This window comes from Novosphingobium mathurense, from assembly GCF_900168325.1.
Classification (GTDB): Bacteria; Pseudomonadota; Alphaproteobacteria; order Sphingomonadales; family Sphingomonadaceae; genus Novosphingobium; species Novosphingobium mathurense.
This window is the reverse complement of sequence record NZ_FVZE01000009.1, coordinates 25,582-41,028: the sequence shown is the minus strand read 5'-3', so window position 1 is coordinate 41,028 and position 15,447 is coordinate 25,582. Positions and strand designations below refer to the sequence as shown.

The 15,447-nt window shown below is 58.8% G+C and carries 17 protein-coding genes; 12 read left to right on the top strand and 5 right to left on the bottom strand.

The annotated features are described in order from the left end of the window. Positions 1–16: 16 nt before the first annotated feature. Positions 17–2,503, bottom strand: a complete 2,487-nt coding sequence (locus B5483_RS19415) for a TonB-dependent receptor (RefSeq protein ID WP_245829403.1) — start codon at positions 2,501–2,503, stop codon at positions 17–19. 137 nt (positions 2,504–2,640) lie between these two features. Here B5483_RS19415 and B5483_RS19410 point away from each other — a divergent pair, with 137 nt between their 5' ends. Further along, on the top strand, positions 2,641–3,543 hold the full coding sequence (locus tag B5483_RS19410; RefSeq protein WP_079731615.1) for a LysR family transcriptional regulator: 903 nt from the start codon (positions 2,641–2,643) through the stop codon (positions 3,541–3,543). Between the two features lie 706 nt (positions 3,544–4,249). Here B5483_RS19410 and B5483_RS19400 read toward each other — a convergent pair. Further along, a protein-coding gene (locus B5483_RS19400) for an IS3 family transposase (RefSeq protein ID WP_139384083.1) occupies positions 4,250–5,349 on the bottom strand; the annotation gives its coding sequence in 2 pieces (ribosomal slippage) (positions 4,250–5,088 and positions 5,088–5,349; 1,101 coding nt in all). Positions 5,350–5,700: 351 nt separating this feature from the next. On the opposite strand from B5483_RS19400, the gene B5483_RS19395 reads away from it, so the two are divergent. Together B5483_RS19395 and B5483_RS23565 are read left to right on the top strand one after the other, a co-directional pair. After that, positions 5,701–5,964 carry a type II toxin-antitoxin system Phd/YefM family antitoxin gene (locus B5483_RS19395; protein WP_079731613.1) on the top strand — a complete coding sequence of 88 codons (264 nt, stop codon included), beginning with the start codon at positions 5,701–5,703 and terminating at the stop codon, positions 5,962–5,964. Between the two features lie 191 nt (positions 5,965–6,155). Continuing rightward, positions 6,156–6,401: a hypothetical protein gene (locus tag B5483_RS23565; RefSeq protein ID WP_245829402.1), complete on the top strand. Its 246-nt coding sequence runs from the start codon at positions 6,156–6,158 to the stop codon at positions 6,399–6,401. Positions 6,402–6,740: 339 nt separating this feature from the next. Here B5483_RS23565 and B5483_RS19385 read toward each other — a convergent pair whose 3' ends face one another. Both B5483_RS19385 and B5483_RS19380 read right to left on the bottom strand, forming a co-directional pair. Then, positions 6,741–7,010: an usg protein gene (locus tag B5483_RS19385; RefSeq protein ID WP_054948338.1), complete on the bottom strand. Its 270-nt coding sequence runs from the start codon at positions 7,008–7,010 to the stop codon at positions 6,741–6,743. Next, positions 7,007–7,240: a hypothetical protein gene (locus B5483_RS19380; RefSeq protein WP_047820079.1), complete on the bottom strand. Its 234-nt coding sequence runs from the start codon at positions 7,238–7,240 to the stop codon at positions 7,007–7,009. The genes B5483_RS19385 and B5483_RS19380 overlap by 4 nt, the downstream gene beginning before the upstream one ends. Before the next feature lie 262 nt (positions 7,241–7,502). Here B5483_RS19380 and groES point away from each other — a divergent pair, with 262 nt between their 5' ends. The 5 genes from groES to B5483_RS19355 all read left to right on the top strand — a co-directional run bounded on the left by groES (position 7,503) and on the right by B5483_RS19355 (position 11,954). Next, positions 7,503–7,817, top strand: a complete 315-nt coding sequence (gene groES / locus B5483_RS19375; RefSeq protein WP_079731611.1) for a co-chaperone GroES — start codon at positions 7,503–7,505, stop codon at positions 7,815–7,817. 57 nt (positions 7,818–7,874) lie between these two features. After that, positions 7,875–9,494, top strand: coding sequence for a chaperonin GroEL (groL, locus tag B5483_RS19370; protein ID WP_079731610.1), 1,620 nt, complete (start codon positions 7,875–7,877; stop codon positions 9,492–9,494). 146 nt (positions 9,495–9,640) lie between these two features. Further along, positions 9,641–9,832: a DUF465 domain-containing protein gene (locus tag B5483_RS19365; RefSeq protein WP_054948341.1), complete on the top strand. Its 192-nt coding sequence runs from the start codon at positions 9,641–9,643 to the stop codon at positions 9,830–9,832. A 249-nt stretch (positions 9,833–10,081) separates the two neighbouring features. Next, positions 10,082–10,558, top strand: a complete 477-nt coding sequence (locus B5483_RS19360; RefSeq protein ID WP_217698227.1) for an Hsp20 family protein — start codon at positions 10,082–10,084, stop codon at positions 10,556–10,558. A gap of 550 nt (positions 10,559–11,108) precedes the next feature. After that, positions 11,109–11,954: an alpha/beta hydrolase gene (locus B5483_RS19355; RefSeq protein WP_217698226.1), complete on the top strand. Its 846-nt coding sequence runs from the start codon at positions 11,109–11,111 to the stop codon at positions 11,952–11,954. A gap of 176 nt (positions 11,955–12,130) precedes the next feature. On the opposite strand, the gene B5483_RS19350 is transcribed toward B5483_RS19355, so the two are convergent. Further along, positions 12,131–12,586 carry an Rrf2 family transcriptional regulator gene (locus tag B5483_RS19350; protein WP_079731676.1) on the bottom strand — a complete coding sequence of 152 codons (456 nt, stop codon included), beginning with the start codon at positions 12,584–12,586 and terminating at the stop codon, positions 12,131–12,133. A gap of 107 nt (positions 12,587–12,693) precedes the next feature. Here B5483_RS19350 and B5483_RS19345 point away from each other — a divergent pair, with 107 nt between their 5' ends. From B5483_RS19345 to hmpA, 4 genes are read left to right on the top strand one after another with little or no spacing between them, the layout of a single operon-like run. Then, a complete protein-coding gene (locus tag B5483_RS19345; RefSeq protein ID WP_079731607.1) occupies positions 12,694–13,128 on the top strand; it encodes a group III truncated hemoglobin in 435 nt (144 codons plus the stop codon). After that, a complete protein-coding gene (locus B5483_RS19340; RefSeq protein ID WP_079731606.1) occupies positions 13,125–13,811 on the top strand; it encodes an alternative oxidase in 687 nt (228 codons plus the stop codon). Before B5483_RS19345 ends, B5483_RS19340 begins: the two co-directional genes overlap by 4 nt. 2 nt (positions 13,812–13,813) lie before the next feature. Beyond that, positions 13,814–14,089, top strand: a complete 276-nt coding sequence (locus tag B5483_RS19335) for a TehB family protein (RefSeq protein ID WP_054948437.1) — start codon at positions 13,814–13,816, stop codon at positions 14,087–14,089. Positions 14,090–14,139: 50 nt separating this feature from the next. Next, complete coding sequence (gene hmpA, locus B5483_RS19330; RefSeq protein WP_079731605.1) at positions 14,140–15,351, top strand: NO-inducible flavohemoprotein; 1,212 nt, start codon at positions 14,140–14,142, stop codon at positions 15,349–15,351. Positions 15,352–15,447: the final 96 nt, after the last annotated feature.

Below are 15,447 nucleotides of genomic sequence, written 5' to 3'. Positions count from 1 at the left end.
GCCTTTCTGGCGCAGCTTAGAAGTCAGCGGAGAGACGCAGGCCGTAGGTCCGCGGTGCAGTGTAGTTGTTGATGGCGAAACCCAACGGAGAAGCCTGTCCCTGGAACAGGTGCCGGTTGTTCTCGATGTTGGTGACGTATGCGCTCAAAGACCAGCTACCGTCGTTGTCGCGCAGGGCCACGGTCGCGCTGGTCGACCAGTAGGCCGGCACCTGCATGAAATCGAGATAGTTGAAGTTGGTCCAGGCATTGTCGCGCCACGCGGTGTTGACGGTTCCCACCAGTTCGAGATTGCCGCCCAGATGCACGATCTGTTCTGCACCCAGGTTGAGCGTCCACTTCGGCGACTGGAGCAGCGGCCTACCCGAGCAGTCGAACTGAATGACCGGTCCGGTGGGCGTGTTGTTGCTCGTCACCGTGCGCGGGCAGTTGAAATTGTCGCGCGGGGCAAGAGTCTGCAGGATCAGTCCCTGGTAACGGGTGTCGAGATACTGGACCTTGGCCGACACGGTCGTGGTCCGGGTCGGCTTGGCCACCACGTCGATGTCGAAGCCCTTGATCGTTGAGCGCCCCACGTTCTCGTTCGTGTTCGAAACCGTCCCGGAATTCGGGCTGAAGCTGAAGTAAGTTATCTGCTGGTCACGGTATTTCCAGTAGAATGCTTCGAGGTTGACCTGCAGACGGTTGTCGAAGAAGCGATTCTTCGATCCGACGGTATAGGCGGTGATGTATTCTGGGTTGTAGTCCGGGCGGCTGCCGCCGATCTGCAGGCCACCTGCTCGATAACCGGTTTCGACCGAGGCATAGAGCAGGTTCTGCGGCGTCACGTCGAATTCTGCTGCCGCGCGCCAGGTGACGCGGTTGAAGCTCCGGCTGTCATTGACGGCCAGCTCGGTCTTGCGCACGACCGAGCCCTGACCCGGAGGCGCAGTGTAGCCGATCACGGGGTAAACCTGGGTTCCGGCCGCATAGGGCGTGGTGCCCGAGATGTAACCGTTGCTGACCAGGAAGTTGTAAGCGTCCTGCGGCTGCAAAAGGCTCGGGAAGTGCGGTAGGTTGGTCCTGCCCCCTGGCGCGCCAGCACAGCCAACCGCGAATGAAGATGGTGTGGTGCCCGGCGTGTTCGGGATCCCATCGGCGGCACCGCACAGCACGACGAAAGCCGCCTGGTTGCCATCCATCGTCTTCTTGTCGTCGGTATAGCGCAACCCTCCAATCAGGCGGAAGCGATCGGTCAGATTGGCGGTCAGCTGACCAAAGGCGGCCCAGCTGGTCGTGTTCGCCTTGTAGTCCTGCAATGGCAGAACGAATTCCTGGTTGAAGCTGTTGTTACCTTGGATTTTTTCGTCGAAATAGAAGCCGCCGAGCACGTAATCGAGCATACCGGTCTTGCCAGCCAGCCGCAGTTCCGTGCTGAATTGGCCGTATTCCTCGTTGTTCAGTGCCCCGGCAAATGCTGGGCCATAGAAAACCGAACCGCCCTTGGTGTTGCGATATGCCGGGATGAGGGTGAACTCGCCGATCCCGGTCGTCAGTTTCGCTTCGGCGTGGACACCCCAATAGGTATAGTCGATCGACTGCTGCTGCTTCATCGGCTGCAGAAAGCCAAACCCGGGCGCGGCCAGCTGTGTCTGGCGATAGGTGTTGGCCGCAGCCGTGTTGAGGCCTTCGTATTCGTCGAACGTCGCGGGCGTGAGCACGATCCCGCTGAGCTTGCCTGTATAGCTGCCGCCGGCCCCGACTCCCTCGACCTTGGTGTAGTCACCCGCCACCCGCAGGCTGAGATTGTCGGTCGGCTCGATCAGGAACTGCCCGCGGACACCCCAGCGGTCCTGATCGTCGGATCCGTCGCGATTGTAGCCGTCGTGCTTCTGCCGCACAGCCGCAAGGCGCAGTGCGCTGTTTTCGGTGACCGGAAGGTTGAGATAACCCTGCACGTCGATCGCGTCATAGTTGCCATAGGCAAGCGAGAAGCCCATCGCGCGGTCGGCGAGCTTGGGGCGGTTCGGAATGATGTTGATCGCGCCGCCGGTGGCGTTTCGACCGTAGAGAATTCCTTGCGGACCCTTGAGCACTTCAACTCGTGCAATATCATAGAATGCTGACGAGAATGCGCCAGTCGGGCGGCCGAGTACGACCCCGTCATAGTTCGGCGAAATTGCCGCGTCGAAATAGGCGTTGTTGGTAATGTTGCCGACCCCGCGCAGGAAAATTGACGTGACCTGTCCACCGCCGTTGGTGATCGAAATGGCAGGCACTGCGCGAGTCAGGTCAGCAGCGTTGGTAACACCCTGTGAAACAAGGGCATTGGCGCTGACCGCGTCGATCGCGACGCCGGTCTTCTGCAGGCTCTGTTCCTTGCGCTGCGCGGTGACGATGATTTCACCGATCCCTTCCGGGTGCTCCTCTGCGGCCTGGGCAGTCTGGCCCGCATCTTGAGCCTGGACTTTGCTTGCGGCCAGCGCCGCGTAGGCAACGGTGGCGATGAACAACGCTCGCTTCAAGATTCCTCTCCCCTTACGCATGGCTCCGCCTTTGCGAGAGCCTTGGCTTCTGCGCTTTCTTTCGCAGACCCAGTTGATTCAGGAAAATGAATTGATAAAATAGATGGCATAGACAAAGCCTATGGATTGGTACTGCAGTGCGTTTCGAGAGACTTGATCTGAATCTGCTCGTCGCGCTCGATGTCCTGCTCGATACATTGAGCGTGACCGAGGCCGCGCGGCGGCTGAATCTCAGCCAGCCTTCGGTCAGCGCCGCACTTTCACGGCTGCGGGACTATTTCGGGGACGAGCTGCTGGTCCAGATCGGCCGCAAGATGATGCCGACCGCCAAGGGGCAGGAACTGGCCCCCGCAATCAAGGAAATGCTCAACCTGGTCCGGTTCCGCATCACGCACACAGATGATTACGATCCGTCCTCATCGCAACGCCGGTTCAGGATTGTGGCATCAGACTATGCCTATGATGTCCTCGTTTCCAAGGTCCTGGCAAAGGCAGAAGTTCTTTCACCCCACGCCGCATTTGATGTGAGTCCGCCCGGACCGCAACGCATCCGCCAATTCCTGGAAGGGGATGTCGACGTGATGGTGACCGTCTCCAATTACATGATCGATGATCACCCGAGCCAGGTGCTTTTTTCCGATGAGGATTCGGTTATCTGCTGGAACAAGGGAGAATTCGCGGAGGGGATATCGCGCGAGGAATTCTTGTCGGCACGTCACGCCGTCGCCGTATTCGGACAGGAGCAAATGCCGACGATAACCGAGATGCACTTCGATACACGCGGTGTAGAACGAGACATAGCCCTGAGGGTCCCGAGCTTTTCTGCGTTGCCTGCGGCGGTCGTCGGCACGAACCGCGTGGCCACCATGCACCGTCGGCACGCCCAGTTGTTCTCGGCAACCTACCCGATCAAGACGCACCCTCTGCCAATTGAGGGACCGGTCGTTCGGGAGGTGATGCAGTGGCACAAGCTGCGACAAAGTGACACAGGGCTTCGTTGGCTAATTGGACTTTTCGAAGCCGAAGCCGAAGCGCTATGACGGAATAGGAAGTATGATGAGGCGATTTACCGAGGCTATTACTTTAGGCTTGCCCACCCGATCAGTGAATAGCCACTAGACCGTATGTTCGTGCGGTGAAGATGGCCCGCCCTCGGAGTAAGCAGGAAACGGGGGTTACGCCGGAAGGGCTGCCGATTTCCTCATCGTCTCGTGCGGATTTAGTCCTCAGTGCAGTACACGGATACGTGGGGTAGGATCAGCGGTTACAATGAACGAGGAGATGCAACCGCTACAGATTACACCCAAGGCCGCCTGAAAATGCAGCCCGCTGGCCACACCCATTTTTACACCACATTGACGGACGCGACCTCAAGGCGATCTGCCCTGCCGGACCGCCGAAACTCAGACAGCCGATGCGCGCAAATACGCGCAGCAACTCTGCAAACGAGGGAGAAATATTGGTCTGATTATCCACAGCGTCGTCCAAATGCCTTTACCCGGTAAAACCGGTCTCAAAGGCAACGCTTGGACGGTTCGCCTGATCGGGAGGTTGCTGCATCCCGGTATGATCCAATTATCCAAGATCCGGATGAAGCCGGACATACCGTTCAGTCCAAACTGCCTCGAATTGGGCGATGGAAATGCAACCCCAAAATAAGTCCGCTTTCGGTGAGTTGGAATGTAATCACTGAGCCTGGCCCCTTTTCTGGTCCGGCCATTGCGAGAAAGACCGGCTCTTTTTGCATCAGGGCAGGCTAGCCTGCCCTGATGCAAAAGCACGCTCCACTGGGGTTTGGTTGCCAAGGGAGCTATGAGGGCGGACATTGTTGTAATCGTGCCGCCAAGCTTCACATTTATGCCGGGCATCCGCCAAGCTCAAGAACCAGTTGGCATTGAGACACTCCGCCCTGATCCGGCCGTTGAATGATTCAGCGAACGCGTTGTCGGTAGGTTTGCCAGGCCTGCTGAAGTCGAGCACGACATCGTGCTGGTAAGCCCACAGGTCGAGATCCTTCGAGATGAACTCGGGTCCCTGATCGACCCTGATGCGCTGCGGCCGACCATACTGGATCGCGATCCGCTCGAGGGTTTCGACGACGTCGCTCCCCCGGTAACTGAAGCGGACATCGAGTGCCGGTGACAGTCGGGTGTAGTTATCGACGATCGACAACACCCGGATCTTGCGCCCATCGAACAACTGGTCGGACAGGAAGTCCATCGACCAGCATTCATTGGGCGCAGTTGCCGGAACCCTGTCCTCGCGCAGCTTGGCCTTCACCTTGCGCTTGGGTGTCTTGTTGCGCAGTTGCAGGCCCAGCTCCCGGTAAATCCGCCGGGTCTTCTTGTGGTTGACCCGCCATCCTTCCCTCCGCAGCAGGACATGGATGCGCCGATAACCATAGCGCACCCGCGTCGCGGCAAGGTCCTTGATCCGCATTTCGAGACTGGCCTGATCGGGACGGCGGGACTTGTAGCGAACGGTTGCCCTGTTGGTCGGGAACACATCGCACGCCCGCCGTTCGGAGACACCGTAGCTGGCCTGCATGTAGCCGACCAACTCACGGGCCCGATCAGGCCTTACATTTTTCGCTTGATGACGTCCTGCAGCATTTCCTTGTCGAGCCTGAGGTTCGCCACCAGGCGTTTGAGCCGGCTGTTCTCTTCCTCGAGCTGCTTCAGGCGCTTCATCTCCGACGGCATCAGTCCGCCGTATTTGCTGCGCCATCGGTAATACGTCTGGATCGAGATCCCCGCCTTCCGGCAGACCTCCTCGACCGTTGTCCCGTCCTCCGCCTGCTTCAGTATGAAGGCGATCTGCTGCTCACTGAACCTGGACTTCTTCATGCCACGAATCTCCTGGCTGGCACTGGCCAAACCTAACCGGGAAATTCTCACATAAATCGGACCAGTTTGCCGGGCTCAGGTCAGCATCGCAGATGCCGGCCTTCGGGGAATTCTTCAAACCCCAGCTTCCCGATGACAGGTTCGCGCTCCAAGCAATATCACACCCAAAATCCCGCTGAAATCCGTGTCCTCTGGTTCCCTGAGCTTCAGGAATTTACCCGGTGCCCAGTATGATAAGGAAAGGCTCACGGATCCAAAGGCCGGCCTGTCTCTGCATGTGATCGATCTCCCTCGGAGCCAGTCCTTGCTTTTTCTCCGTAAAATCCGTATTTTCCGTGCAGGAGAATCGTTATGAACCATTCTGTCAGTTCCGTCGAAGCCTCGAAGTCGTTCGGCCGCATCAGCCGCCAAGCACTCGAATCCCCGCTCACCATCACCCATCACGGCCATGACAGTCTGGTCCTTATGTCGCATGCCGAGTATCTGCGGCTCAAGAGCCGCGATCGCGAGGTCATGACTCTCAGCGATTTCACCGAAGAAGACCGCGCCGCCGTTGCCGCAGCACGTATACCTTCCGAGGCCGCGCAGTTTGATGACGAGACCCGGGATCATTAATGCCGCTTCCAATCCCTGTTCCAGGCCTTGTAATTCGTTATTCCTTTCTCTGGAGCCATGAAGCTAAAGCTGGCGTCGAAGATGGCAGGAAGGATCGGCCGTGCGCTGTCCTACTCACCACCTCAACCAAGGACGGCCAGCAGATAGTGACGGCGCTCCCGATCACACATACGCCACCAGCGGATAACCGCATGGCAGTCGAGATTCCGGCGCGCACCAAAGCACGCCTCGGTCTAGATGACGCACGCTCATGGATTGTCTTGTCCGAAGCCAACCGATTCCAGTGGCCGGGCCCCGATCTACGACCTGTGTCCGGCGACAAGGATGGCAACGTGGCTTACGGTATGTTGCCTGCTAGCCTCTACGATCTTGTTCGAACCAAATGGCTGGCGGCCTATGACGCAGGCCGTGCCAGCCAAGTCAAAAGGACTTCCTGAGGCCGGGGCCCTCCCCTGACACGCTAACGAGATGACAGCATATCCAAGGCCGGAGGTCGCCAAGTCAAGGATTCTTACGTCGCGAGCCGAAAGGCGTGCGCAACACCGGGGATAGAATGCGTCCCCCCGGAGCTACGGTTTAACGGCGATTTGGCGAGGTCCGGCAGACCTATCGTGGCACGCGGGATGTCGCCCAGTGGGACTTTCCTGCCTTTCCTATGCCGTAGGATGAAGGTCAGCTCCTGCCAGAAGCCGACATTTGACCTCGGGCCACGCAGGGTGGCGGTATGACTGCAACTAGCATGAATACGGGCCTGCAAGCTCAATCACCCGGCTCTGCTACTCCCACGAGATCACGCCGTCCGCCGAACGCCAGCTCGCTGGCCGGATCACTTTCTCATGGGCGATTCGGACTGACCTTATCTCCCCCTCGATCTCGCGCCGCCAATGCGCGAGGAAATCGAACAGCACCGGAAAATCCGGTGCTGCATCGTATTCCTGCCAGGCATAAATCTGCAGGAGCGAGGGGTGATCCGGCATGAAATAGCAGATTTCTGCCGTCGTCAGTCCGTATCCGTCCAGCTGAACCAGAAACGCGCGATCGGTCATTGCAACGTGGGCTGGCTGTCCGGGCCGTCGAGCGAGCGCAATGCGGCGAATACGTCGTCAACGGAAACCGGACCTTTGAGTTCGGGGGGCTGGCGCATCGCCGGCTGGTTTTCGACAGCATGCCGGTCGGATGCCCAGGACGCCAGGATGGCTCGCTTCACTTCGGGCTCAAGCGCGGGATGATGCGCTACATCGAATGGATGCAGGTAGCGTGCGAATGGTTGCGACATAGGAACATCCTCCTTTCTGCCTTGCCGCTGGTTACTCACTGCAGATTGCTCCGCTCGGCATATTTTGTGAGTCGATTTTAGACCGTCAAGACTCTGATAACGCGTCCGGAAAAACCCATTGGCAGTCGCAATCGGCGAGTGCCAAAAAATCTGGCTTGGACCTCTTGAAGCCGTCTCCAGCAAAACTAGATCGCCAAATGCCTCCTGCCGATCATCCGGGGGAGGCGCTGTAAGTCATTTCGCTTTGTAATGGAGGTTATGCATGCATTTCCGACCTTTGCACGATCGCGTGCTGGTTCGCCGTATCGAGGCCGAAGAAAAAACGGCCGGCGGTATTATCATCCCTGACACCGCCAAGGAAAAGCCGATGGAAGGCGAAGTCGTCGCCGTTGGCCCGGGTGCGCGTGATGATGCCGGGAGGCTGGTGGAACTCGCCGTCAGGGCGGGCGACCGCATCCTGTTCGGCAAGTGGTCCGGCACTGAAGTGCGGATCGATGGCGAGGACCTGCTCATCATGAAGGAGAGCGACATCCTCGGCATCATCGAAACCACCGCTGAGCTCAAGAAGGCGGCGTAAGCACAATACGTTGAAACTTCTGTTCAACCGAAAGAAGCATAGAAAGGAGCAGGCCAGATGGCTGCGAAGGAAGTAAAATTTGCGTCGGAAGCGCGTGATCGCATGCTCCGCGGCGTGGATACGCTTGCGAATGCGGTCAAGGTTACTCTGGGCCCCAAGGGCCGCAACGTGGTGATCGAGAAGAGCTTCGGCGCGCCGCGCATCACCAAGGACGGCGTGACTGTCGCCAAGGAAATCGAACTCAAGGACAAGTTCGAAAATATGGGCGCACAGATGCTGCGCGAAGTCGCCAGCAAGCAGAACGACAAGGCGGGTGATGGCACCACCACGGCCACCGTTCTGGCCCAGGCCATTGTGCGCGAAGGTGCCAAGGCAGTTGCCGCCGGCATGAACCCGATGGACCTGAAGCGCGGTATCGACCTCGCCGTCGGCACCGTGGTCAAGGACCTCGAAAGCCATGCCAGGAAGGTGTCGGCCAACAGCGAGATTGCGCAGGTTGCCACCATCTCCGCCAATGGCGATGAAACCGTCGGCCGCATCCTCGCCGAAGCCATGGAGAAGGTCGGCAACGAAGGCGTGATCACGGTCGAGGAAGCCAAGAGCCTCGAAACCGAGCTGGAGTCGGTCGAGGGCATGCAGTTCGACCGCGGCTATCTCTCGCCCTATTTCGTGACCAATGCCGAAAAGCTGAAGGTCGAGCTGGAGGACCCCTATATCCTCATTCACGAGAAGAAGCTGTCGAACCTGCAGGCCATGATCCCGCTGCTCGAACAGGTCGTGCAGTCGGGCAAGCCGTTGCTCATCATCGCTGAGGATGTCGAGGGCGAAGCCCTGGCAACCCTGGTGGTCAACAAGCTGCGTGGCGGCCTCAAGATCGCGGCGGTCAAGGCACCCGGCTTCGGCGATCGCCGCAAGGCCATGCTGGAGGATATTGCCATCCTCACCGCCGGCAATGTGGTCAGCGAGGAACTCGGCACCAAGCTGGAAAATGTCACGATCGGCATGCTCGGCCGGGCCAAGAAGGTCATCATCGACAAGGACAACACCACCATCGTCGATGGTGCCGGTAACAAGGCCGACATCGACGCTCGGGTCAGTCAGATCCGCGCCCAGATCGACACCACGACCAGCGACTACGACCGTGAAAAGCTGCAGGAACGCGTGGCCAAGCTGGCTGGCGGCGTAGCCGTCATCCGCGTCGGCGGTGCCACCGAAGTCGAGGTCAAGGAGCGCAAGGACCGTGTCGATGATGCGCTGCATGCAACCCGTGCGGCAGTCGAGGAAGGCATTCTGCCGGGCGGCGGTATCGCACTACTCCGGGCGCTCAAGTCGCTGGAGGGCCTCAAGGCCGCCAATGACGACCAGCAGTCGGGTATCGACATCGTGCGTCGCGCGCTGCGCGCCCCGGCTCGCCAGATTGCCGAGAACGCGGGTGAGGACGGTGCCTATATCGTCGGCAAGCTGCTCGAAGGCGACGACTACAACCACGGCTTCAACGCCGCGACCGGCGAATATGAAGACCTGGTGAAGTCGGGTGTCATCGATCCGGCGAAGGTGGTGCGCACCGCACTGCAGGATGCGGCTTCGGTCGCCTCGCTGCTGATCACCACCGAGGCGCTGGTGGCCGAACTGCCCAAGGAAGACACGCCCGCACCGATGCCGGCGATGGATTTCTAACAGGGTGTGGAGAGCGCGGTCTCACGCTGCGCTCTCCCATCCTCAAGCGCACCGCTGGCGGCAGTGCCGCCTGGGCAGCTGCCGAGCAAGGCTGGCTCCAAACGCGGCAACATCGGAAAATCGGTCGAATGAGAGAGGAGGAGATGATGACCAACAGGTATATGGAGTATCTTTCACGCGAACATGCGCGGCTGGAGGACGAAATCCGGATGGAAAGCAAACGACCCCGGCCTGACGAAGTTCTGATTGCCCGCCTGAAGAAGCTCAAACTTGCGCTCAAGGACCAGATGCAAAGCTGGGCTTCCGATCACGCGAACAGCGATCGGCTGACCGCGTAAACGGATTGCATCCTATCAAAGTCTCTCCTGGAAGAAGGCCAGGCACACCTCTCTCGGTGCGCCTGGTTTTCTTTTTCAAAACATTGAAAACAAACAAACAAAAAATTTTTGGCCAGTCTTGAAACCAATTGCGCGTTTCCCAACTTAATCAGTACCGGATGCCATAACGGGTCCGGTTGGACAGAGGGCGTCGGCTCTTGGTTCACGGCGCCTCTCATGCCCAGATTGCTCAACAAGGAGGATTTGGAAATGAGAACTGCATTTGATTTGACCCCCTATCGCCGCTCGACGGTCGGCTTCGATCGGCTCTTCGATGCGCTCGAGAACAGCTTCCGCGCCGAGACGCAGGATAGCTACCCACCCTTCGACATCGTTCGCACTGGCGAGGACAGCTACCGGATCACTCTGGCGGTTGCTGGCTTCCGTCCGGACGAAATCGACATCACTGCACAGCAGAACCAGCTCATCATCTCCGGTCAGAAGACTGAGAGGGACGAAGACGGTGTGGATTTCGTTCATCGGGGTATCGCTGCCCGCGCGTTCGAGCGCCGGTTCCAGCTGGCCGACTATGTCGAAGTGCGCGGTGCGGACTATGAGCACGGCATGTTGACGATCTCGCTCCAGCGGATCGTCCCGGAATCGCTCAAGCCGCGCAAGATCGCCATCGGAAGCCGCGAACACGTCAATGACGACACGCCGCAGCTGACCGAAGACAAGGTGGCCTAAGCTCAATCATCGGGCAAATCCTCGGCGGGGTGGGTGCAATCGCACCTGCCCCGCTTGACGAAGCTTTGCCCAAACCAGTCGGTAAATAGGAGGAATGTCGAGATGGCTATCGTCTTTGGCTCAGCAATGAATAAACGGCAGCTCCGGCGGCTTCATTTGAGCGAGTGTATGGCCGAGATGTTCGCGGCTTCTGTCCGGGTGCTGAGAGCCACACCAACGGCAGGTTTTGGCGTGAACGGTCCTTCATGATGGTTGATGGGAACGACCGGGTCGGGTCGATCGCTGTCGGCTACCGAGAAGCAATTCGCAGGGCTGGAACAGGCTCCTGATATGCTCGCCCCCTCGCGAACCATATCATGACTGGCCGCAACTGGGCTGAAATCCGGATCAAGATCGCCACTTGCCGGTTCCCTTCGATTGCGCGCAGTTATAATTGCGTCCCATGACGTATGAACCGGAATTCGACAGCCAGCTTGCCGCCCTCCTTCCTGCACTGGAGGGTTACGTTCCTCGCGGATTGACAGTTGAGGATCTCGGCCGCTTTCGTCTGATGAGCACAGTAGCCCCCGAGGACCTGATCGGGGATGCGCCCGTCGATTGTAGCGACCACGTGATCCCGGGCCATCAAGGCGGCGAGATCGAGGTGTCCGTGATCCGTCGACGTGGGGCCAACAGGCCCGGCCCTGGTATCCTCTGCATCCATGGCGGCGGAATGATCATGGGCAACCGCTTTGCCGGTATGCGACCTGCCGTGGACTGGGCGCTGCAGCACGACGCGGTGTGCGTGACAGTTGAATATCGCCTGGCCCCGGAGCATCCCGCGCCGATCGGCGTGGAGGATTGTTACGAGGCATTGTGCTGGATGAGTTCCGCTGCCGGGAAGATCGGAATGGATACGTCGCCGCCGGTGATTTTCGGCGGAAGTGGCGGCGGTGGGCTCGCGGCCGGAGTCGCATTGCTCGCACGGGACCGTGACGGCCCGCGCCTGCGCGGACAATTACTACAATGTCCCATGCTCGACGACAGGGATGTCACCGCTTCGACCTTGAGGCAGGACGGCGTGGGCGTTTGGGACCGCGTGAGCAACCGGACAGCATGGGATGCCATTCTGGGCGAGCGCCGCGGCGGGAACGACGTCGATGCCGCCATGGCGCCCGCGCGTGCAACCGACCTTTCAAACTTGCCGCCGACCTTCATCGACGTCGGCGCCGAAGAGGTGTTCCGGGATGAAGCCGTCGCCTTCGCGCAAGCTATCTGGGCAGCGGGCGGCAACTGCGAACTCCATGTCTGGGGCGGAGCATTCCATGGCTTTTATGACATCGCTCCGCAAAGCGACATTGCCCGGGCTTGCCTTGATACCCGAGATGCGTGGCTTGCTCGACTGCTGAGAAGCTGACGCTGCCATTCCATCACCGGCCATTCCGTTCACCCAAGTGGGAGTGAAAAGCGGAACATCTGGACCGGGGGTGTGGAATTCCGCGACTGAGGGACCGAATTGGGTCGATGACCGCCTTCGTGTATTTGGGGGGTCCCTAAAGCCTTACATCGAACCCCGCTTCTGGAAAGCTCAGCCTAATCCGGCGAAGAACTGGTCTCAGCGGGAGCCGCCCTGTCGATGCCGAATATTGCATCGAAATCCTCAGGTTTGGCCATCAAGTCGGCCAACGTATATCGATCCAGAACTGCGAGAAATGCGGCGAGCGCATCCTTGAGGATGCCGGTCAAGCGACAGGCCGGCGATATGATGCAACTCCCACAGTCGACAAGGTCAAACCCTCCTTCGGTATGACGCACCAGGATACCAAGGTTGATCTGCGATGCAGGCATACCGAGCCTTATCCCGCCGCCGCGCCCTCGGATACCTTCAATGTAACCTTCTCTCACGAGGTCATTCACCACTTTCATGAGGTGGTTCTGTGAAATCCCGTAGGCTTGCGCCACTTCGGCGATCGAACACAGGCGCTCGCGATGGGCGGCAAGATGCATGAGCGTTCGCATCGCATAGTCAGTGAATCGAGTGAGCTTCAAGTGGGCCTCCGCCACGCGCGATTGTCTGTGCGACGATATATGCATTTTTCTTGCATGTTTCAAATCCCAGATATAGATGCATCTTCAATGCATGATTGGAGTGAGTCGTGGACAGCACCGCAAAACTCGACGAAACAAGCCTCTCGCGGCTCGTTGATGCATTCTACGCCCGGGTGCGCGCTGACGCCGAACTTGGGCCCATTTTCAACGATGCCATCAATGACTGGTCCGAGCATCTCAATAAGTTGACTGCCTTCTGGTCGTCAGTGATGCTGACGAGCGGCCGCTACAAGGGGCAGCCGGTTCCAGCGCACATGAAACACAGGGATCGGATCTCGCCGCAGCAATTCGAGCGCTGGCTCGGCCTTTGGAACCAGACCACCCAAGAACTGATGGAGCCAGATGCGGCTCATGCCCTGCAGGCCAAGGCGGCTCGCATCGCAGAAAGCCTGCAACTCGCCATGTTCTTCAGACTGGACAGCGAGCCTGCCCCGCGCCCCACTCATTTGACGAACCTTCGCCAAAGGAATGCCTTTCCATGAATGAAACCCCCTTCGTCGATCTTGCGGTCCATCACTCGCCCCGCGACCTGCGCGACAAGTTTGCTCTCGGCTTTACAAAAGCTTTGCGCTTTTGCGCGGATACCTTCTTCGCCAAGCGTTATGGACACCGAGCGATCGTGCTCGAAACCGTAGCCGCGGTGCCCGGTATGGTCGGAGCTACCATCAATCATCTCAAATGCCTCAGGCGGATGTGCGATGACGCGGGCTGGATCCGCACCCTTATGGAAGAAGCGGAAAACGAGCGCATGCACCTCATGACCTTCATCGAGGTCGCTCAACCAACGCTGTTCGAGCGCCTCGTCATCCTGGCCGTGCAGTGGGTATTCTACCTGAGCTTCTTTGCACTCTATCTGGTGAGCGCCCGGACCGCCCACCGCCTCGTCGGCTACTTCGAAGAAGAAGCCGTCATAAGCTATACCCTTTACCTCAAGGAAATCGATGAAGGGCGCAGTCCGAACTTGCCGGCCCCAGAGATCGCCCGGCGCTACTGGAAACTGCCGGACAGTGCGACTCTACGCGATGTTGTGCTCGTGGTGCGCGCTGATGAAGCCCATCACCGCGACATCAATCATGGTTTTGCAAGTCAACTGGCAGGTCTAGAACCTGTCGGCTTGCCGGCCCGCTATCCCGAGCATGCCGCCGATACGCGCGCGGCCGCCTGACCATGGGCGATATCTCTCCCTATCGTTCCACACCGATCTTCGACCAGGATACACTGCCCGCAGCCTTGCGCACCAAGCACGACACCAAGGTGGGTGTTTGGGGGGTCATCCGGGTTCTCGAAGGCGAACTTAAGCTGACCTATCTCGACCCATTGTCGGAAATAGTTCTCGCCCCTGAAAGACCAGGCTTGATCCTCCCCGGGCAACCGCATTTCGTGACCCCCCTCGGGATCATGAGGATGCAAGTTGATTTCTACAATCAGCTACCTGCGATCTAATTTGCGAAAACACCAGCCACAATTTCACCCATCAAGTGCAGGAGATATTGATGTCACAGCCGCTCAGCGAACAAACCGTTGCCCTCGTCAAGGCGACAGTCCCCGCATTGGAAGCTCACGGTCTTGATATCGTGCATGAAATGTATTCCAGGATGTTCCAGAATCCGGACATTCGAGATCTTTTCAACCAGTCCCATCATGGCGATGCCGGTTCGCAGCCGCGCGCACTTACGGGCGCCATCCTCGCCTATGCCAGCAATATCGAAAACCTTGGCGCTCTTGCACCGGCCGTGGAGCGGATCGCGCAGAAGCACGTCGGCCTGCAGATCTTGCCGGAACACTATCCGCATGTTGCCGAGGCTCTCCTCGGTGCGATCAAGGCCGTTCTTGGGGATGCCGCTACCGACGAAATTCTCGCGGCATGGGGGGAAGCCTATTGGTTCCTCGCCAACATTCTGATCGCAAGGGAAGATCGGATCTACACGGAGCAGAAGGACACGACCGGTGGATGGAACGGCTGGCGCGATTTTCGTGTCGAGGAGATCGTACGCGAAAGTAGTGTCATCAACTCTTTCATTCTGCGCCCAGTCGATGGCGGACCTGTCATGCATCACAAATCCGGACAATATCTGACATTCTGGCTCGAGATTCCCGGACACCCGCCGGTCAAGCGCAACTATTCGATTTCAGCTGCGCCCAATGGTGAGACCTACCGCATTTCGGTCAAACGTGAGCCACACGGGCTGGCCTCGGGATGGTTGCATGACGAAGCCAAGGAGGGAACAACCCTGAAAGTGGCCGCACCTGCTGGGGAGTTTTTCCTCGGGGATCATTTTGATCGTCCAATTGTACTGCTGTCCGGCGGCGTGGGCCTGACCCCGATGGTGGCCATGCTTGAAACCCTTGTGGAACGCGGAGCCGACATCCCAGTGCAGTATATCCATGGGACACACGATCGCGACACACACGCGATGCGCGATCACACTCGCGCCTTGGCTGGCAAGGCCAAGGCCGTTCAGGTCATTGATTTTCACCAGACGCCATTGAACGATGAAGTCAAAGGTCTCGACTATGACGAGGCCGGGATCATCACAGATGAATGGCTCGTTGCCAGTACACCGGTGCGCGATGCCGATTACTATATTTGCGGACCGCGCCCGTTTCTGCGCCATGCGGTCTCGACGCTGTCACTTGCTGGTGTCCCATCTGACCGCATTCATTATGAGTTCTTTGGTCCGGCCGACGAACTGTTTGCTGCCTGAGGAATATCCCAGATGGACGGTATCACGAAATAGGATGCCGTCCATCCAGGCTGCCGGTTCCCAACTCTGGTGAACCTTTCGCGACCGTTTACTGCC